The organism is Mesorhizobium sp. M0145, from assembly GCF_040322355.1.
Lineage (GTDB): Bacteria > Pseudomonadota > Alphaproteobacteria > Rhizobiales > Rhizobiaceae > Mesorhizobium.
The window spans coordinates 13,474-31,897 of sequence record NZ_JAMYTK010000029.1 but is presented as its reverse complement, the minus strand read 5'-3'; the positions used below and the strand labels follow the sequence as shown (position 1 = coordinate 31,897).

The 18,424-nt window shown below is 62.4% G+C and carries 17 protein-coding genes; 1 reads left to right on the top strand and 16 read right to left on the bottom strand.

Translation table 11 applies throughout. The features are described 5' to 3' along the window. Nucleotides 1–22: 22 nt before the first annotated feature. Complete coding sequence (locus tag NKJ28_RS28280) at nucleotides 23–2,161, top strand: putative bifunctional diguanylate cyclase/phosphodiesterase (protein WP_352637870.1); 2,139 nt, start codon at nucleotides 23–25, stop codon at nucleotides 2,159–2,161. Nucleotides 2,162–2,290: 129 nt separating this feature from the next. Here the strand turns inward: NKJ28_RS28280 and NKJ28_RS28275 are convergent, their stop codons facing one another. The 16 genes from NKJ28_RS28275 to pyrE form a co-directional block, all read right to left on the bottom strand. Continuing rightward, on the bottom strand, nucleotides 2,291–2,563 hold the full coding sequence (locus NKJ28_RS28275; protein WP_023719871.1) for a DUF3303 domain-containing protein: 273 nt from the start codon (nucleotides 2,561–2,563) through the stop codon (nucleotides 2,291–2,293). A 22-nt stretch (nucleotides 2,564–2,585) separates the two neighbouring features. Then, nucleotides 2,586–4,049, bottom strand: a complete 1,464-nt coding sequence (locus NKJ28_RS28270) for a RimK family ATP-grasp domain-containing protein (protein WP_352448993.1) — start codon at nucleotides 4,047–4,049, stop codon at nucleotides 2,586–2,588. Further along, nucleotides 4,046–5,152: a peptidase C39 family protein gene (locus tag NKJ28_RS28265; RefSeq protein ID WP_352637868.1), complete on the bottom strand. Its 1,107-nt coding sequence runs from the start codon at nucleotides 5,150–5,152 to the stop codon at nucleotides 4,046–4,048. Before NKJ28_RS28265 ends, NKJ28_RS28270 begins: the two co-directional genes overlap by 4 nt. Nucleotides 5,153–5,361: 209 nt before the next feature. Then, entirely contained in the window at nucleotides 5,362–6,156 is a 795-nt protein-coding gene (locus NKJ28_RS28260; protein WP_352637867.1) for an anti-sigma factor family protein, read from the bottom strand. Then, the gene (locus NKJ28_RS28255) at nucleotides 6,153–6,671 is read right to left on the bottom strand and encodes a sigma-70 family RNA polymerase sigma factor (RefSeq protein WP_352622556.1); all 519 of its coding nucleotides are present in this window, start codon (nucleotides 6,669–6,671) and stop codon (nucleotides 6,153–6,155) included. The genes NKJ28_RS28260 and NKJ28_RS28255 overlap by 4 nt, the downstream gene beginning before the upstream one ends. A 612-nt stretch (nucleotides 6,672–7,283) precedes the next feature. Then, a complete protein-coding gene (locus NKJ28_RS28250) occupies nucleotides 7,284–9,983 on the bottom strand; it encodes a DUF2339 domain-containing protein (RefSeq protein WP_352637866.1) in 2,700 nt (899 codons plus the stop codon). A gap of 248 nt (nucleotides 9,984–10,231) precedes the next feature. After that, nucleotides 10,232–11,017 (bottom strand): DNA repair protein RecO, encoded by a 786-nt coding sequence (recO, locus tag NKJ28_RS28245; RefSeq protein WP_352637865.1) that lies wholly within the window; start codon nucleotides 11,015–11,017, stop codon nucleotides 10,232–10,234. 117 nt (nucleotides 11,018–11,134) lie between these two features. Further along, nucleotides 11,135–12,223, bottom strand: a complete 1,089-nt coding sequence (locus NKJ28_RS28240) for a porin (RefSeq protein WP_352637892.1) — start codon at nucleotides 12,221–12,223, stop codon at nucleotides 11,135–11,137. 363 nt (nucleotides 12,224–12,586) lie between these two features. After that, the gene (locus NKJ28_RS28235) at nucleotides 12,587–13,291 is read right to left on the bottom strand and encodes an antitoxin Xre/MbcA/ParS-like domain-containing protein (RefSeq protein WP_352454374.1); all 705 of its coding nucleotides are present in this window, start codon (nucleotides 13,289–13,291) and stop codon (nucleotides 12,587–12,589) included. A 368-nt stretch (nucleotides 13,292–13,659) separates the two neighbouring features. Beyond that, on the bottom strand, nucleotides 13,660–14,586 hold the full coding sequence (gene era / locus NKJ28_RS28230; protein WP_023677765.1) for a GTPase Era: 927 nt from the start codon (nucleotides 14,584–14,586) through the stop codon (nucleotides 13,660–13,662). Then, nucleotides 14,583–15,308, bottom strand: a complete 726-nt coding sequence (gene rnc / locus NKJ28_RS28225) for a ribonuclease III (RefSeq protein WP_023677766.1) — start codon at nucleotides 15,306–15,308, stop codon at nucleotides 14,583–14,585. Before rnc ends, era begins: the two co-directional genes overlap by 4 nt. Nucleotides 15,309–15,312: 4 nt before the next feature. Next, nucleotides 15,313–16,062: a signal peptidase I gene (gene lepB, locus NKJ28_RS28220; RefSeq protein ID WP_023677767.1), complete on the bottom strand. Its 750-nt coding sequence runs from the start codon at nucleotides 16,060–16,062 to the stop codon at nucleotides 15,313–15,315. A gap of 77 nt (nucleotides 16,063–16,139) precedes the next feature. Next, on the bottom strand, nucleotides 16,140–16,553 hold the full coding sequence (gene acpS, locus NKJ28_RS28215) for a holo-ACP synthase (protein ID WP_023719885.1): 414 nt from the start codon (nucleotides 16,551–16,553) through the stop codon (nucleotides 16,140–16,142). Further along, a complete protein-coding gene (locus NKJ28_RS28210; RefSeq protein ID WP_023677769.1) occupies nucleotides 16,550–17,131 on the bottom strand; it encodes a DUF2062 domain-containing protein in 582 nt (193 codons plus the stop codon). Before NKJ28_RS28210 ends, acpS begins: the two co-directional genes overlap by 4 nt. A 230-nt stretch (nucleotides 17,132–17,361) precedes the next feature. Further along, a complete protein-coding gene (locus NKJ28_RS28205) occupies nucleotides 17,362–17,742 on the bottom strand; it encodes a VOC family protein (RefSeq protein ID WP_352592010.1) in 381 nt (126 codons plus the stop codon). 13 nt (nucleotides 17,743–17,755) lie between these two features. Beyond that, entirely contained in the window at nucleotides 17,756–18,334 is a 579-nt protein-coding gene (gene pyrE, locus NKJ28_RS28200; RefSeq protein WP_352449004.1) for an orotate phosphoribosyltransferase, read from the bottom strand. Nucleotides 18,335–18,424 lie beyond the last annotated feature (90 nt).

The following is an 18,424-nucleotide window of genomic DNA, read 5'->3' as shown; positions in this document are numbered from 1 at the left end:
CCATGGTCCATAGGCTTGCCTCATGCCCGTTGCCGGTATCAAGGCTGGTTCGTCCGTCCGCCGACGGAGGGCCAAAGGCGTTGGTCAGCCGCAACCTATTGAAGACGAGCTGCGCGAACAGAACGAGCGTTTTTCGGCAGCGGTCGAGAACATGTCGCATGGCCTGTGCATGTTCGATGCCGATGAACGGATGATCATCTGCAACAGGAACTACATCAGCATCTTTCGCCTCGACGCCGAAGTGGTGCGGCCCGGCATCCGGTTTTTCGACATCCTCCAGCACAGCGTGGATATCGGCATCGCCTCGCAAAGCGCTGAGCAACTCTATGCCATCCGCAAGCCCTATATCGACCAGGCAAAACCTTCCACCTATGAGGAAACGCTTGCAGACGGGCGTATCGTCAACATTTCGCACCGGCCGCTGGCGTCAGGCGGTTGGGTATCGATCTACGAGGACATCACCGAGCAACGGCGCGCCGAGCAGGAGTTGAAGGAGCAGCACCGCCGTTTCGACGCGGCACTTGCCAACATGTCGCAAGGCCTTTTGATGTACGATGCGGATGGCAAGCTGATCGTGCGCAACGAACGTTTCCTGGAACTTTATCATGTCAGGCCGGCCGACTTCCCGCTTGGCATGAGTCACCATGATGCGTTCAAGCGGCTGCTGGAACTGGGCATTTATACAAAGCTCGACCCCGACAACGAAATCTCGCAAATCGAAGCCTGCCTGCGGGCGGGGAAAACACACGTAACGCATCGCCATCTCGCTGACGGCAGAACGCTGCTGGTTGCGCGCCGGCCGATGAGCGGCGGCGGCTGGGTCGCGACGTTCGACGACGTCACCGAGCGCAGGCGCGTGGAAGAGCGCATGACCCATCTTGCGCACCACGACACACTGACCAACCTGCCCAATCGCTCGATGCTTCGCGAACGGCTCGACCAAGCCCTGAGTGAGACGAGAGACGGATCGCTGGCGATATTCTCGCTCGACCTCGATCACTTCAAGGCGGTCAACGACACTTGGGGCCATCCTTCCGGCGACTGGCTGCTGAAATGCGTGGCCGAACGGCTGCAACGGTGCCTGCGCAATGAAACGGACGTTGTCTCCCGCTTCGGCGGCGACGAATTCGTCATCATCCAGTTCAATCTCAAAAGCCCGGGCGACGCGGAAAAGCTGGCCAAACGCATCGTCGAGATCATCGGAAAGCCGTTTCGCGACAAAAGACACGACATGCGTGTCGGCATCAGTCTCGGCATCGCGCTGTTTCCGAATGACGGCAAGGACGCCGACACTTTGCTGAAAAATGCCGATATGGCGCTCTATCGGGCAAAGAGCGAAGGGCGCAACCTGTACCGCTTCTTCGAACCAGCCATGGACGCGATGGTGCGGGCACGCCGGGCGCTCGAAATCGATCTCAGGGCAGCGCTGTCGCGCCGGGAATTCGAGCTGGATTTCCAGCCGATCATGAACATCGCCTCCGGCGAAATCGTCGGTGCCGAAGCCTTGATGCGCTGGCGTTCGCCGGTGCGCGGCCTGGTACGGCCGGACGACTTCATTCCGGCCGCCGAGGAGACCGGGCTGATCGTGCCGCTTGGAGAATGGGCGCTGCGAAAAGCCTGCACGACCGCGGCAGGCTGGGCGGCTTGGCGCATCGCAGTCAATGTCTCCGCCGTGCAGATCAAAAGCGGTACCTTTGCCCGCAGCGTTATCTCGGCACTGGCGTTCTCGGGCGTGCCGGCCAACCGGCTTGAACTGGAAATCACCGAAACCGTGCTGATGGACGAGAGCGATCTGGTGCTCAAGACACTCAGGCAGCTACGCGATCTGGGCGTCCGCATCGCGCTGGACGATTTCGGCACCGGCTATTCGTCGCTGGGCTACCTCAGGCGCTTTCCCGTCGACAAGATCAAGATCGATCGCTCTTTCACCCGTGACATCGACAGTCGCGATACCGCGGCGATCGTGCGCACCATCATCGGGCTTGGCGCACAGCTGGGCATCACCGTCACCGCCGAAGGTGTCGAGACCGAAGCGCAGCTTGAATTCCTGCAAAAGGAGGGTTGTGTCGAGGCCCAGGGCTATTTGATCGGGGTGCCGTCAAAGGCGTCGGACATTAATCGGCTGCTGAAGTCGAGCGCGACGATCCGGCAGTCCGGCTAAGTGCGACAGTCTCGCGGAAGCGCGGGCAACCGCCTTAGATCTCCTTGAGATGACGCTCGATCCGCGTGTTAATTCCTTGATAGGAGAAGGCGGCATTCAGGTGTGGCGAACCAGGAGGTTCCCAACGGGTCAGAGATGTCCGCTCAATGCCTCCACCATATCCTTGTTCGTCGCCACGGGAACGATCTCGAATTCGACCAGATCCGCCCATTCGATGACCCACCGCTGCAGGAGCGTGACGTCATCGGCCTCCACCAGCAGGAAGCAGCGGCTCATATCCGCTGCGATCCAGCTGTGGTGCACGAGAAGCGCGTCCGGCTTCAGGCGGCCCTGGTCGCGGAAACGGCGGTAGATCTCCTTGCGGTCGCAGCCGCGAAAATCCTCGGTTACGAAGAACAGCATCTTTTTCCCCTCAGTTCGGATATTATCGCCCCGGCCGGTCCAGCCGCTCCAGGAACCACTGCGTCAGCCGCACCCAGACCTCGTCTTTTTCGCCGGAGTCTTCCCAGCCGTGGTCGAGGTTGGGGTTGTCGTTGACCTCGATGACGAAGACGCCGTCCCTGGTTTCCTTGAGGTCGACGCCGTAGAGGCCGTCGCCAATGCAGCGCGCCGCGCTCACCGCCGTCTCGACGACATGGGCCGGTGCTTCCTTCAGGGTGAAGGTCTTGATGCCGCCCTGGTCGGGTTTGCCGTTGGCCTTATGATTGACGATCTGCCAATGTTTCTTGGCCATCAGATAATGGACGGCGAACAAGGGCTGGCCGCCGAGGACACCGACACGCCAGTCATATTCCGTCGGAATGAATTTTTGCGCGATCAGGAGGTCGGAATCCTCCAGCCATTCGGTTGCGAGCGTCTTCAACTCTTCAAAGGTGCCGCATTTCTTGACGCCGCGCGAAAACGAGGAGTCCGGGATCTTCAGCACCAGCGGGAAGCCCAGCGTCTGTGCCGCAACTTCCAGGTCCGAGGTGCCGGCAATCATCACCGTCGGCGGCACCGGTACCTTGTTGTAGGTCATCAGCTCGTTGAGATAGACCTTGTTGGTGCAGCGGATCATCGACAGCGGATCGTCGATGACCGGCATGCCTTCCTGCTGGGCGCGGCGGGCAAAGCGGTAGGTGTGGTTGGAGATCGAAGTGGTCTCGCGGATGAACAGCGCGTCGTAGTTGGCGAGCTTGGCCAGATCCCGCTTGGTGATCGGCTCGATTTCGACGCCCATCTTTTCAGCGATCTTGGCCCAGTGGCGCAGCGACGAAATCTCCGACGGCGGCAGTTCCTCATGCGGATCGACCAGCGTTGCGAAAGTGTAGCGCGCCGGCGTGCGGCCCTTGGTGTCGCGCCACTCGCGGTTGGTGTAGGTCTCCAGGCACTGGAGAAAGTGCGTTTCCTCGTCCTCGGTCATCCTGGCCAGGGGATGGAAGCCAATCTTGCGGATCGAGGCCCATTCGGCGCTGTCCCTGATGTGGAGCTCGAGAGCCGGGGCACGGAACCAGTCGAACAGAAGTTTTGCGAAGCGGTCCCAGATCCTGGATGGTCCGATGCCGAAGAAGATGCAGACCTTCTGCGGAAAAGCGCCACCCAGGTCCTTGCGGCACTTGTTGAGTGCGAGTTCGAGTTCCGGCAACGCGTGCTCATAGAGCTTGCGTTCTGACAGGTCGATCATCGTTTCGACCGTCGGGATGACCTTATGGCCGCGCGAACCGGCAAGCAGCGACGCGTAATAGCCGCGGCTCTGGTAGCCATAATTGTTCGACAGGTTGATGACCTTCGGCCGCTGACCGCGAAACAGTGCCGGATGGGCAAGGTAGTCGCGATTGGTGATGATCTTGTGCGGCGTCGCCACCTGGTCGAGATCGTTCTGCCGGCCGGTAAGGATGACCCAGGTCATTGGCTGTCGCGCTTTCCGAGAGTGATGGCGGCGCGCAATCCGTCGCGGCCGAATTGCGCCATGTTCATGAAGATGCCGTAAGGCACGGGAATGTTGGCAGCATCGAGGATCGTCTCCTGCCGCTCGACCTCGACCCAAGGGTCGTGGATCAGGATATGATCGCCGTCGTCACCGATGGCCAATACCCAGTGCGGAACCTTCTTGCCGAACATCAGGAAGCCGCTGATCAGGACCAGCACCAGTTTTCCCTCTGCGATCGCGGTGCGAATGTCGTCAAGCCCGAATGAACGGTAATTCACCGGGATACCGTAAAGTTCCGCGCGGCGGCGAAAGTCGACCTGCGCCAGCTCCATGACCCGGCGCTTGTCCTCGCTGCGCACCGACTGCAGGAACAGCGCGCCGTAGAAGGAGACATAGATCTCAGCAGCAAGCCCGCTCTCATAACCGGCGACGGCCAGCCCGAACGGTTCGCAGCCGCCCGGCCCCGACATCATGAAAACGGTCGTCGCCTCACGCCACAGCCGGATTTCCATCACCGGGTCCGGCACGAAGCCGGGGCCGAAGTAAGCCATCGCCATCATCAGGCAGCATGGTCCGCAGGTGAATTCGCAAGTCTGCTGATAAAACGGCACTTCGGTGGCGACCGGAATGTCGCCGCGCAAGGTCTTTTCATAGCGCAGCGCCGTGGCGCCATCCTCGTAGTAGTCCGGTTCACGACCGATCTTGCGGTAGCCGCTCTGCTCGTAGATCTGGATGGCGCGCGGGTTGTCCTCGCGGACTTCCAAACGAAGCATCATGCGGCCATGCTCGAAAGCGGCGGCTTCAGCCTCTTCCAGCAGCAGGCGGCCAACGCCACGGCCGCCGAAAAATGGACCGACGGCGATCGAATAGAGTCGTGCGACGCCGCTGCCCTTGCGAAACAGCACGACCGCATAGCCGGCGACGTGGCCATCGTTCTCGCCAACCAGCAGTTCGGCGGTGTCGCGTTCGATCAGTTGGCGAAAGGAGCGGCGAGAAATGCGGTCGCTCGAGAAAACAGCTTTTTCGATGGCGGCGAGGTCATCGACGTCGGACGCGCGGGCCTTGCGAATCTCGGCAGGCATGCGGGCTCAGAAAACCTCGATTGGGTTGTGGAAACGGCCCTAGTCTAAACATCGGTCACACCAGCCGAAGCGCCAGCATTCAGCAAGCGCTATCGCACCTCGATTAGGGCCGAATTGTGACAGTTTTCAAGGCAGGCAGGTCGCGCAAAGGCTTTGAAACGACCTTCGTGTTTCGGCATCGGCGCGGCTCCGGAAAAACGAGATCCTGCTCAGCTTTTCAAGCCCGCCAGAAGCTGGCCATAGGCGCTCTTGGCCACCGCGGCTAGCTGCTCGCGCGGCAGCGATCCGACGACGGCACAGCCATAACCCTTGTCCAGCCAGTAGACGGCCTCAGGACCATTTTCCTCCGACCCATAAGTGCCCTTGGCCTTGGCCGCCGATTCGGCGATTACGAAGAGCGATATGCGCTCGCCCTTGTCGTCCTCGTAAAGCAGCATCGCGGCCTTGCCCTGGCCGGCAGGCAGCAGCCGGCCACCGACCAGTTGGAATCCCTGCGCCGCCAGATCTGGCGCGACGAGCTTCAAACCTACCTGGTTAGACAGCCAGTTCTGCAAATGATCCTTGTCGCTTGCCGGCACTTCCACAGCATGCCGCTTTTCAGCGGCATAGATGACGTGGGCGGCAATCGCCTCTTCGGCAAGCTGGTCCTCGGCCGTATTTTCCAGGCCGAGGCCGCCGATGCCGGCAAGATAGCCGCCAGCACCGCCAATCACCAGGATGGCGGCAGCGGCGGCCGCAAGCCACCAACGCGAGCGCGACGGCGACGCTCTGACCGCTGGCGCCTCGCCGAGCACCACTTTATTCAGCCGCACCGGGACGGGTTCGTCCAGCACGCCGTTAAAGGCCGCGCGCAATGCTGCCCGGTCGGCGGCGTAGCGTGCGCTCTTGGCCTTCATCTCGGCATTGGCGTCGAGCCATGCCTCATAGGCCGTCCGCTCGTCGCCCGGCAACTCGCCATCGAGCGCCATGTGAATGTCGCGTTCGGAGAAATCGCGCCGGCTCATTTCTCGACGATCCTTATCGATCGGCGGCGCGCGGTATCATCCAGCAGCGCGCGCAGTTCCTCACGCCCGCGCGCGATGCGCGACATCAAAGTGCCGGCGGGGACTCCAAGGATGTTGGCGGCTTCGGCATAGGAAAACCCTTCGATGGCGACCATCACAAGGGCCGCGCGCCGGTCTGGGCTGATCGCCTGCAGAGCCTCGACGATCTCGCGCGAGGCGATGCTCTCGACCTGCTCGGCGGGTGCTGCCTGCGCCTCGCTCGCCTCGAGCGGCAGCATCGCTGCCTCGCCGCGCCGGTTCACCTTGCGCATCTGGTCGATGAACAAATGATGCATGATCGTAAACAGCCACCTCCTGGGGCTTTCTCCTGTCTGCCAGTTGTCGAGCCGCACAAGTGCCCGCTCGAGACAATCCTGGACGAGATCGTCGGCGGAATCGCGGTCGCGCAACAGCGAGCGTGCATAGCGGCGCAGACGCGGTATTTCACCAAGGATTGCTGCCTTCTTTTCGTCCATGACCGCTGGTTCTGGAGCCCTGTCCGTGGTGATTGAACGCGCCTTCGCGGCGCGGCGCAAGCGGCCAGCGCGAAGCGGTCCGCCGCCCCGGTCACCCAAGCATCTGAATAACGCTGCCAGCGGCAGGTTTATTCCCGGCAGGATTGAGAGGCAAACAGAGTCCCTCCCATCGCGAGCGACGCGACAAAGACCCGATATCCCGCCTTGGCACGTGCCGGAAGGCGCAGCGATCCAGAATCGAGCCCTTGTGCTTCGATAACCCTTCGCCGCCATCAGGCTGGGTAGAGGACTTGCACCTCCGAGCTGGTCGATCATGCTCGGCACACACAAAAAACCCGCCTCGGCGGGCGGGTCGTTGGAGCCAATTGGCACCATAGCGAAATTAGTACCATAGCTGCCGGCACAAAGCAAGAACAAAATACGTTGCGACCGGCAAAAAATGCGAATTCGCTTCGCCCTGTTCGCCTTTGAGGCCGCGTTCCTTCGCGCCCCCCTCTGCCCTGCCGGGCATCTCCGCCACAAGTGGGAGATTGGCAGCTTCGGCGACAGCGCCTTTTCTGCATCCTTGGAAAATTGAGGAAGGCCGTGACTCCAGCGATCTCCCCTGATCCCTTAGGCCTCCCTCGCCGCTCTTGTCAGCAGCCGCTGATAAAACAAGCCGATGCCGATGAGCACCGCGCCGAGGCCGATGAAGGACAGCGCCCGCAACACGCCTTCCAGCTCAGACATGTCGAAGACGAAGACCTTGAGCACGGCGACCGAGATCAGCGCCGCCGACGCAATGCGCAGCACCTGCGACCTCAGCCAGACACCGGCGGTGAGCAGCACCACGCCGATGACCAGCCAGAGCGCCGAATAGGTATAGGTCTCGAGCTGGCCGAGGCCGCTCCACAGGCCGATGAACTCACCCTTGAACAGCCTCCTGACCGACAGCGTCGCATAGGCGAAGGCGAGCACCGCCGCCATAACCGCCAGCATGGCCGCATACCATTTCGGCCGCTTGTCGCGGGCATAGAGCGCCAGTGCGCCTGTCGCGACTGCCGGCAAGAGGTAGGCGAGCAACAGAAGGTTGAACACCGGAATGCTGCCGGTCGATTCATCCGTCAGCAACGGGTTCAGCGCCAAAAAATGCTGGAGGACGATGAACGCGACCGAGACCACGCCCGCTGCAATCGAGCCGTAGCGCAGCACCGAACTTGGCGAGCGCATGTCGATGGCGACCAGGATGGCACCGCCACCGATCGCGATCAGCGTGTAGATCGCCTGTTCGGCAAGCGTCGCAGCAGCGGTATCGATGACGCCGCCATGCATGGCATGGCGCACCAGCATGGCGACGGTGAGCAGGGCGAACAGCGCGGCGCCGGCCTCCATTGCGAGGCGCGGTCGGCCGTTGGTGGTTCGGGCAAGCTGCCAGGCGGCAAAACCGAAAGCGAGCGCCGGCACGCCATATCCAAGCAGCAGCCAGTTGAACACCGGCGTCTTCGACAGGAACTCGGCACCGACGATGGTCGGGTCGAAGGCAGCGCGGCCGAGCACTGCAATCACCGCACCAACGGAAATCCAGCCAAGCACCGGATAACTGCGCCAGCGCGTCGCCAGCGCCGGCACGACGGCGGCTGCTCCGAGCAGGATGGTTGTCCAGCCGGAACCAAAGGCCATGTGCAGCATCAGCAGGCCGGCAATCGCCGCCCCGCCGAGCGCGAAGGAGACAGCAGCGCCGCCGGTTAGCGGCGGCGCTTCGCCGCGCGCTATCCATTCGCCGCCGGCGACGAAGACGCCGACCAAAACGGCTGCGACCCCCGCATAAGCAAGGTCACGGTCGAGATTGCCGAAGGCAGACCAGAGCGCCAGCAGGATGACCAGCGGCGCGACAGCGCTCCAGCCCGCCCATGCGGCGGCGCGCAGCCAGCCAGCGGACGCAAAACGGCGCGCCGCCCAAAAGCCGGCGCCGATGAAGACCAGGCCGAGCGCGATGCCGACCCTGAGCATCAAGGCATCGGACCCCACAACCGGCATGCCGTCGACGCCGAGAGCGCCACCCGAAAAATCGGAAGCGATCGTGGTCGGCGGAATGATGCCGAGATAGACCAGTACCGTCGCCAGCCCGGCGGCGTGCAGCAGTGCAAGCGCCCGCGGCCGGTAGAGCGCCACCGCCACCAGGGCTGCGACAAGGGCGGCCCCCGGCAATGCACCGCGGATGGCGGCGAAGGCCGGATCGACAAACAGGGCCAGCGCCGAAAGGCCGACGAAGAAGCCCGGCGCGATCGACGGCCAGTCGAAGCCGCTGCCGGCGACCGCTTCGTCGCGGCGGCCAAGCCAGACGAAGGCGAGCACGGCCAGTGTCACCCCGTCGATAAAGAGGATGACGGCAAGGTTCGCCCCCGGCGCGTCGGTCATGTAGAAGATGGTCCAGATGCCCGTGGCGACGAAGGCTGCGGCCATCAAAAGCCTCCAGTCGCGGATGCGGGCAATGACGCAGGTGGCGGCGAGCACGATCGCCAGATAGCCGAACAGCGCCCACGGATTGGGCGCCTGCGAGGCGACCAGCAGCGGCGTCACCATGGCACCGAGCAGGCCGACGCCGGCCAGCGCCTGACCGTGGACCAGGCTTGCCGCGATCGTCGCCACCCCGATGGCGCCGAGCAGCGTGAAAGCGAGCGTCGGGCCGATGAAGCCGTAAACGCTGTACGCGGCGTAGACGGTACCGAACAGGATGAAAGCGCCGGCCGCCGTCAGGATCGCCGGGATATAGGCACCGGCGGCACCTTGCACCGGCACCCTGAAGCCGGTGCGCCGGATGAACTCGCCGCCGGCGACCAGCACCAGCCCGAGTGCCGCCGCCATGACAAGCCGCACGCGTGGCCCGAAAATGCCGGCCTCGATGGTGTAGCGGATCAGAAACAAGCCACCCAGCGCCAGCGCGATGCCGCCGACCCAGACCGCCCAGCGGGTACCGAGCGCCGTTTCGACGTCGGACTGGCGAGCTGCCTTCGCCGCTGCCGCCGGTTGCGCCGACTCCGGCGCGGACGGCGCCGTTGTATCGGCATCGGCCTCTGAAGCTGACACGACCGCTGCGGTCCGTGGCGATACGGCCATGTCGGCTGCGGCCGCAAGCGGGATTGCGGCATCCGCCGGTTTGCTGTCGTTTGCAGCCGGTTCCTTGGCTTGCGGCGGCAGCGCAGGCGTGCCCGAAAGCACAAGGCTGCGCAAGGCGCCAAGCTCGCGCTCGATCAGGCCGATGCGGCTCTGCTGGCGTGAAATGATGACGAACAGCACGATGATGGCGACGAGGCCAATCAGGCTTTCAAACATGGCGGTTCCCCCAAACCAGGCCAGTTGTCACTGACATTCAATGTTCAGTGACATTCAAATGCGGCGGCCAAACGGCCGGTCCATTCAACGTGCCGCCAGATTGGCCGGAAAGATCGAGCATGTTTCGGTGGCGAAAGCCAGCAGCTTTGCCGTTGGCGTCGTTCAGCGCCGCTTCCGAAACCGTCAGCGTGCGGCCCTTGTGCCACGGCCGAGCGGCGAAACGTTGCCGGGATAAGGTTCAACGTCGCTCATCTGGTGGTCTCCCCGGCGGTTTCTGCGGCGCTCGCCTTGCCGGATCCATGGCCGGGCGCATAATGCCTGCGCAAGGCGGCGAGAAACCCGGCGCGGGCGCCGGGAGGCTCGATGCCGCGCGGTTCGTAGACATGGCGGGTCAAAAAGAAGCCGGTCAGCCGGAAGGCGTCCTCGATCGCCGCCGGATCGGCGCGCAGCCCGGAGCCGCGCTGCAGGAAGGCAGGCAGCGCCAGCAGCTTGTCGCGCCACGGCGCGCCCGCCGCCCGCGACACGGCGCGGCCGGATTTCGGCGAGACATAGGCAAGGTCCTGCCTGGTGCCGGTCGCCGCACACTGGCTGAGATCGAGGCCGAAACCGAGTTCGTCGAGTACCAGCAGCTCGAAGCGGGCCACCAGCTCGCCGGCGGCATCGGCATCGTCGAGATGAGCGATCATCACCGCAAGCGTCTCGTAAAGGCCGCCATGGGCGTCACGCTCAGGCAGAAGACGCAAATGCGCGGCCATCGTCTGCAGGCCGTAGACGGCAACGGCGCTGTCCATCAGCCGGGCGGCGTTCATCTCGATAGCCTCGACTTGGAAGGTGCCGAGATGCTCGTCGAGCCGCGCCCGCCACAACAGGTCGACGCGATTGCCGGGCTGCAAGACAGGCTGCTGTTTGCGCGAACGGCCGCCGCGCACGAGACCGAGATGGCGGCCATGCGCGCACGTCATCACCTCGAGAATGGCGCTGGTTTCGCCATGCTTGCGGGTGCCGAGAATGATTCCCTCGTCGCGCCATTCCATGACGAGAGCTTGTCACCGGTTGGATGGCGAAATCAAGATGTGCGACGTATCCGCCGCCAAACCAAAACGGCCCGTAGCGTATCGCTATGGGCCGTTTTTTGCGAGATCGTCGTTTGATCAGAACGAGCGCTGGAAGCGGAAGATGCCGCCGATTGTGTCGGCATCGTCGGCATCGAAATTGTCGTAATAATCGACTTCGGCGGTGATCGTGTAACCAGGAACGATGGTGTAGGCGACGTTGGCCGCAACGGCGAAGTCTTGGTCGTCGGTATAGGAGACCTGGGCGTTCAAAGACGTCTTCTTGTTGACGGCATAGCTGCCGCCGCCCCAGACGGCAAAGTTGCCAGTCCACGGCTTGTAGAAGTTCTTCGCGACGTTGTCGTCGCTGCCGTAGCCCGCCATCACGAACAGGGTCAGGTCAGTAATCGGCTTGACGTCGAGGCGAGCTTTGCCGGCCCATTCTTCCGACGCACTGTTATAGGCGCCGACCGCGGTGATCGCACCCCAGTCACCCTTGTATTTCACGCCGCCGACGACAAACGGAACATAGCTGTCGATCGACTGACTAGCGCCGGAGCCCGTTTCGACCGAGGCGACTGCCGTAAAGCCATTACCGCCGTCGAAGTAATAACTGATCAGGTTGGTGTCCTTGGTGCCGTAAGGAATGATAGTGTCCTGGACGACGTTGCCGGCGTAGCCAATGAACGAATCATAGACAGTTTCATCCTTACCGACGCGGAAACCTCCAAGCTGGATCCAGGCGAAGTTCAGGGTAACCGCCTTGTTGTCCTGCACGCTGAAATCAACACCGCTCACGGTGTGTTTGGTGTTGCCGAAGTTGAAACGGGTCTCGGTATAGGTCTTCAACGTGCCGAGCTCGGTCTCCTGGCCGGTCCACGTCTTCAGATTGAAGCGGGCATTCTTGTTCCAGGTCTGCTGCTCGTCACCGTCCAAAAGGTCATGTGTCGTCGCGCCATCGAAAACGCGGCCGGCGTCGCCGAAGCTGGCGTCATAGCGGACATAGCCGCCGATGCGCAGGCAGGTCTCGGTGCCGGGAATGTAGAAGTAGCCGGGGCCGTAGACGTCGCAAATCTTGACGTATTCGGCGGGTTCCGGCTCGGCGACCACAACAGCGTCGGCGGCGCGCGCACCGGAGACCGCGACGAATGCCGCGGCTGAGCCGAGAAGAAGGCTCTTGATATTCATTTTCTGACCTCTCCAGTCAAAGTTAAAAATGGCTTTGGATTCATGGGTTGAACGGCTCAACGCCTCACCCACGTCGAAAAAGGCGCGCACCGCACCCCCTCTTCAGGCGGCGAACATACTCATCCGCATTCCAGTCTCAATGACGATTCCAAAAATAATCAATGTTTATATAACAGAATAAATTCATGTTGCACAAATATCACTTTATATTTTCTTCACAATTTGCCCCCGGCACAAACGAGACACTGTCACAATTGTACAAAAATATACTTATGCCATTAGCCGGCAAACCGATACGAGTCCGACATACATTCCTTCTACGTGTTCTTTTTTTGGAATAGACTTCTAACGTTGGCAGCGAGATCAAGGCGACTTCGCCATCGCTGCGTTCTGTGCGGCAAGAACGACTTCTGCCACCAGATCCCGTTTGAGCATTTCAATGGGAATACGTCCGGCGAGGCCGGGCGCGGGGCCGATCAGCCACGACCAGGCATGCCGTGGATCGGGCATCGCGGATAACACTTCCTTGATACCCGGCGCCGGCCTGCCGTCGATGAACTGGGCCAGGGGAAATACATGTTTGCGGCCACCGGTGCGCAACGCAACGACGGTGCCGCTCCGCTGCCAGCGATGCAGGGTCGAGCGCGATATGCCGAGATTTTGCTGCAGGAACGTCGACCCGGCGACCCGACCGGCCCAGTCCTCGAGCCTCATCGAGTCGAGGTCGCCCGTTCCGGCCAGGTGTTGGATGTCTGCCCCTTGGCCTTCGTGCGCCGTCGACAGATGCGTCCGGGCACGGCGTTCCGCAGCTTCGGCTGCCAATATCCGCACGAAACGCGACGCCATGCCGGGTAATCTTTCCTGCATGGTGTCGATCGCACTGATGTCGGTCGGCGCAAGCAAAGCGACGGCGGCGGCAACGGCGCCGGCGACCCTGCCCGCTGCAACGACCGCATCGCTGTTCGTAACCTTGCCTTGCCGCGCCAGCACGCGCTCGATCTCAACAGCGACGGCGTTTGCAAACTCGATCTGACGGATGGGGTCGATGCGATTCCAAGTCCTGGTCATGTCCTAATCTGGCTGCTTGCCCGCCTGTTCCGGTTTGCTCGGAAGCGGGTCTTCGCACGCCTATAGGCAGGGTGTATGACGGAGAGACGACAAACGGTAACCATGCTCGATCGCAGTATCGGCAGGAGTTCCAGCCGGTCAGCTGGCCTGTTTTGCATGAAGTATCGGAAATTTCTCAGAAACCGCTCAGGATTTCCCGTCGCGCCGGTACCCCCAAGGAACGGGTCGGCCCGACATGGCCGGCGCATGGCCTCCCGGAATGATTTCGGCCGGCTGTTCAATATGCAAGTCGACCAATCGGGCAGCCCGGCGACCGCTCAGAATCCTGAGGCGGCCAACAGGCCGCTCTGCGGATCGCCCAAACAGGCTCAGTGCGGAAATTCGAGCCCCATTTCACGGTAGCGCTCGGGATCGTCGCCCCAGTTCTCGCGCACCTTGACGAACAGGAAGAGGTGCACCTTCTGCTCGAGTATGCCTGCGATTTCCATGCGCGCGGCCTGGCCGATGGCGCGGATCGTCTCGCCCTTATGGCCGAGCACGATCTTCTTCTGGCTGTCACGCTCGACATAGATTGTCTGGTCGATGCGCACCGAGCCGTCCTTCTTCTCTTCCCATTTCTCGGTCTCGATGTGGGAGGAATAAGGCAGTTCCTGATGCAGCCTGAGATAGAGCTTTTCGCGGGTGATCTCGGCCGCGAGCTGGCGCATCGGCAGGTCGGAGATCTGGTCCTCCGGATAGTACCAGGGGCCGGCCGGCAAGGTCTCGGCGAGATAGTCGAGCAGGTCCTTGCAGCCGGACCCGGTCAGCGCCGAAACCATGAAGGTGCGCTTGAACGGCACCCTTTCGTTGGCTGCCGCCGACAATGCCAGCAACGTCTCGTGCTTGACCCGATCGACCTTGTTGAGGATCAACACCATCGGCTGCCGGACATCCTTCAGCCGCTCGAGGATGGCGTCGGCATCGCCCCGGATGCCGCGCTCGGCATCGATCAAGAGCAGCACGATATCGGCGTCCTTGGCACCGCCCCACGCTGTGGTCACCATCGCGGTGTCCAGCCGGCGCTTCGGCTTGAATATGCCCGGCGTGTCGACGAAGACGATCTGCGCGTTGTTGTGGGTGGCAATGCCGCGCACGATAGCGCGCGTGGTCTGCACCTTGTGCGTCACGATCGACACCTTGGCGCCGACCAATTGGTTGACCAGCGTCGATTTCCCCGCATTGGGCGCGCCGATCAGCGCGACGAAGCCGGAGCGGGTAGCGGGAGCTTCTGTTGCCGGAGCTTCGGTGGCGGTCATGCGGCACTCCCTTGATCGAGCCAGACGCCTTCCCGCTGCAGAAGTGCCGCGGCTGCAGCCTGCTCCGCCTCGCGCTTGGAGCGCCCGCTGCCGGTCGCCGGCGGATAGGCGCCGACCTTGACACTGACGGTGAACAGCGGATCGTGGTCCGGTCCCTCGCGGCTGTCGATTATGTAAACCGGCACTGCGCCTGCCGCCTGATGCGCCCATTCCTGGAGTTCGGTTTTCGCATCGCGACGGGCGGCGTCAATGGCTTGCGAGCGCGGCTGCCAGTATCTGTGGATGAAGGCACGGGCCGCTTCCAACCCTCCGTCGAGATAGAGCACGGCGATCAGCGATTCCAATGCATCGGCGCGCAGATTGACGCGCTTGCGCCCGTCGAGGCCGCGTACGTCCGAACCGGCGCGAATAAGTTCCGGCAGGCCGATCTCCTCGGCAATTTCCGCCAGGGCTTCAGCGTTGACCAGAGCGTTCAATCTCAGCGACAGCTCACCCTCGGCGGCGTCGGGAAATGCCGCCAGCAGCATATCGGCAACGACAAGGCCGAGAACGCGGTCGCCCAGGAATTCGAAACGTTCGTAGTCGATGCCGGCGTGACTGCCGCGAGCGCTGGCATGGGTCAGCGCCCGCTGCAGGCGCTGATGGTCGCCAAAACTGTGGCCGGTGCGCTCCCTGAGCGCCTCGGCGAGCGCATCGGCGGTCAGCCGTTTCGTCGCCGCCATGGCCCTAATTGACGAAATCGAACAGGCGCGAGGCGCGCATCAGTGACGGCCATTTCCAGATTTCGAGCGGGCTGGCGCTGCCGCCGATCGAGAAGAAAATGAGGTTGGCGCGGCCGACCAAATTCTCGTCCGGCACGAAGCCGACGGTGAAGCGGCTGTCCGACGAGTTGTCGCGATTGTCGCCCATCATGAAATAGTGACCGGGCGGCACCTTGAACTCTTTGGTATTGTCGCCGATCGAAGCCTGCGTCAGGTCGAGCGTGTCGTAGCTGACGCCGTTCGGCAGCGTCTCGCGATAGACATCGACCGGCCCGTTCTCCTCGGTGATGTCGCGGTTGTCGATCTGCCCGACCTTGACGCGCGGCACGCCCACGTCGTTGATGAAGAGCTGGCCATCCTTGACCTGGATCTTGTCGCCCGGCAGGCCGACGACGCGCTTGATATAATCGACAGAAGGATCCGGCGGAAACTTGAACACCACCACGTCGCCGCGCTTCGGCTCTGAGCCCCAGATGCGGCCCGAAAAGATGTTCGGCCCGAACGGCAGTGAATAGCGGGAGAAGCCGTAGGACCACTTGGTGACGAAGAGATAGTCGCCTTCGAGCAAAGTCGGCCGCATCGACCCGGACGGGATCGAGAACGGCTGGAACAGGAGCGTGCGGATGACCAGCGCAAGCAGCAGGGCCTGGACTATGACGCTGACGGTTTCGCCAAGTCCGCCGGATTTCTTCTGGGTTTTTTCAGCCACGCTCATGTCGTCCTCGATTGTGCGTTGGATGGTATAGAGTCTCGGCGCGCGCTGGGCAACGTCATGCCGGTGGTCAGATGCAATCAATGTGGCGCTTCTTCGACCGGCAACGCTTCAATGATCACAAAGGCTTGAGCGAGCGGAAAATCATCGGTGATGGTGAGGTGGATCACCGCGCGGTGCCCTTCAGGCAGAATTTCGTCCAGCCGCGCTGCCGCCCCATTGGTCAGCGCCATGGTCGGCTTGCCGCTGGCCAGGTTGACGACCCCCATGTCGCGCCAGAACACACCCTGCGCCAGACCGGTACCCAATGCCTTGGCGCAGGCTTCCTTGGCAGCGAAACGCTTGGCGTAGGAGGCCGCACGCGCCGCGCGGTTTTCGGAGCGCGCCTGTTCGATCTCGGTGTAGATGCGCTGGATGAAGCGCTGGCCATGGCGTTCCAGCGACTTCTCGATGCGTCTGATGTCGATGAGGTCGCTGCCGATACCGATAATCATTCGGCAGGAACTTCCGGCCCGGTTTTTCCAGCCTTTGCCGCTCTTTCGGCCAGCCGCTTGCGGCGCTGCTCGTGGAAAGTGACCATGCCCCAGCGGGTGATGCCGTAAAACAGCAGGCCGAAAACCAGGCCGAGCGGTATTGCGCCGATCGTCATCGGCTTCAGCACCGGTCCCCACAATTGCGCAAAGGAAAGATTATGCAGCATGTCGCCGAGATGCGCGGGCGGGCCATGCGCCGGCAGGTGTTCATGCAGGATCAGCTTGCCGACCTCCCAGGAGGCGGCCCATAGCAGCGGAAAGGTCAGGGGGTTGCCGAAGACCGTGCCGAGTGCTGCCGCGACAAGATTGCCGGCGATCAGCCAGCACAGGATGGCAGCAATGATGAAGTGAAAGCCAAGCGGGAAAAACGACGCGAATACGCCCGCCGCAACACCGGCGGCCACGGCATGCGGCGTGGCCCTAAGCCGCAGGATGCGCTTGGAAAAATACCGCAGCGAGCGCGAGAACGAGCGGCGCGGCCACAAATAAGTACGCACCCGCTCGAAAAAACCATCAGGCTTGCGCCGTCGAAAAAGCACTCTGTTCCTGTTCCTAGTTCCGTCAATAGCTTCACGCCGGCTTCTCCAGCCGGGCGCGACAGCCCTATGCTGCGCTCTGCGGTCGCCGAAAAGCAACTACGACTTTGATATAGCGATGCGCTGGCCGAAGAACAACGAGGCCGAGGCATCCGCTCGGTGGCCGGTCGCGCCAGCCTTGGGTATCGCCGTTCTGAACAGGGTATGATCGCGGCGAATTTAAGGAGCGTCGCTTAGGATCGATATTCGCTGACCTCGACGAGGTTGCCGTCCGGGTCACGAAAATAGACCGACATTATCGCGCCACGAGCGCCGGCACGCTCGACCGGGCCGACCTCTATCACCACACCATTGGCGGCGAGGTTGGCACATATCTCGGCGAGCGGCCGGGCAGCAATCAAGCAGAAATCTCCGGAGCCCGGCGTCGGCGCCTTGGCCTTCGGCTCGAAGGTACGCCCGACCTCATGCACATTGATCTTTTGCGTTCCAAACAGCAGCGCCGTTGGTCGATCCGGCTCGTCGAGGCGCTCGAAGCCAAGCACGCGCTGATAGAAGGCGCAGGTATCGTCCACCGAACGAACTGTCAGCACGAAATGATCGATGCCGGCAATCACGGCAGCGTCTCAGTCATATATTGCGGCTGCCCGGCTTGATCGCCGGTATGGCGGCGAGTTCGGGCGGCAGCATGTCGGCTGGATAGGCCGGAACTTCATATTCGGCGAGCGCGATCAGCGGCACGCCGACATCGGTCTTGCCGGCCGAGCGGTCGATGATGCATGCGGCGGCAACGACTTCGGCGCCAAGGCCGCGCAGGCAGTCGATGGTCTCGCGGATCGACAGGCCGGTGGTGACGATGTCCTCGACAATGACGACGCGCGATCCCTTGGCGATCTCGAAGCGGCGCAGCCTGAATTCGCCCCCTTCCCGCTCGACCCAGATCGCCGGCGCACCAAGATGGCGCGAGGTCTCATAGGCCGGGATCAGCCCGCCGATCGCCGGGCCGACGACGTAGTCGATCCTGCCGGGCACGCCAGTGCGGATCTTTTCGGCGAGCGCCTTGCACAAGCGCTCGGTCTTGTCGGCATGCATGAAAACGCGCGCCTTCTGCAGGAAGACCGGGCTGCGCAGGCCCGACGTCAGGATGAAATGCCCTTCGAGAACGGCGCCGGCCTCGCGGAAAATGCCCAGCACTTCATCGGTGTTCATCGTTCACTCCATGTCCATGGTGAATGGTGAATGGTAGTAGGGTAGTGAGAGCACCCTCTTTCACTATTCACTATTCACTATTCACTATTC

Coding starts and splice junctions, on each gene's coding strand:
- NKJ28_RS28280 (WP_352637870.1), top strand. CDS start 23: ATGCCCGTTGCCGGTATCAAGGCTGGTTCGTCCGTCCGCCGACGGAGG.
- NKJ28_RS28275 (WP_023719871.1), bottom strand. CDS start 2,563: ATGCTGTTCTTCGTAACCGAGGATTTTCGCGGCTGCGACCGCAAGGAG.
- NKJ28_RS28270 (WP_352448993.1), bottom strand. CDS start 4,049: ATGACCTGGGTCATCCTTACCGGCCGGCAGAACGATCTCGACCAGGTG.
- NKJ28_RS28265 (WP_352637868.1), bottom strand. CDS start 5,152: ATGCCTGCCGAGATTCGCAAGGCCCGCGCGTCCGACGTCGATGACCTC.
- NKJ28_RS28260 (WP_352637867.1), bottom strand. CDS start 6,156: ATGAGCCGGCGCGATTTCTCCGAACGCGACATTCACATGGCGCTCGAT.
- NKJ28_RS28255 (WP_352622556.1), bottom strand. CDS start 6,671: ATGGACGAAAAGAAGGCAGCAATCCTTGGTGAAATACCGCGTCTGCGC.
- NKJ28_RS28250 (WP_352637866.1), bottom strand. CDS start 9,983: ATGTTTGAAAGCCTGATTGGCCTCGTCGCCATCATCGTGCTGTTCGTC.
- recO (WP_352637865.1), bottom strand. CDS start 11,017: ATGGAATGGCGCGACGAGGGAATCATTCTCGGCACCCGCAAGCATGGC.
- NKJ28_RS28240 (WP_352637892.1), bottom strand. CDS start 12,223: ATGAATATCAAGAGCCTTCTTCTCGGCTCAGCCGCGGCATTCGTCGCG.
- NKJ28_RS28235 (WP_352454374.1), bottom strand. CDS start 13,291: ATGACCAGGACTTGGAATCGCATCGACCCCATCCGTCAGATCGAGTTT.
- era (WP_023677765.1), bottom strand. CDS start 14,586: ATGACCGCCACCGAAGCTCCGGCAACAGAAGCTCCCGCTACCCGCTCC.
- rnc (WP_023677766.1), bottom strand. CDS start 15,308: ATGGCGGCGACGAAACGGCTGACCGCCGATGCGCTCGCCGAGGCGCTC.
- lepB (WP_023677767.1), bottom strand. CDS start 16,062: ATGAGCGTGGCTGAAAAAACCCAGAAGAAATCCGGCGGACTTGGCGAA.
- acpS (WP_023719885.1), bottom strand. CDS start 16,553: ATGATTATCGGTATCGGCAGCGACCTCATCGACATCAGACGCATCGAG.
- pyrE (WP_352449004.1), bottom strand. CDS start 18,334: ATGAACACCGATGAAGTGCTGGGCATTTTCCGCGAGGCCGGCGCCGTT.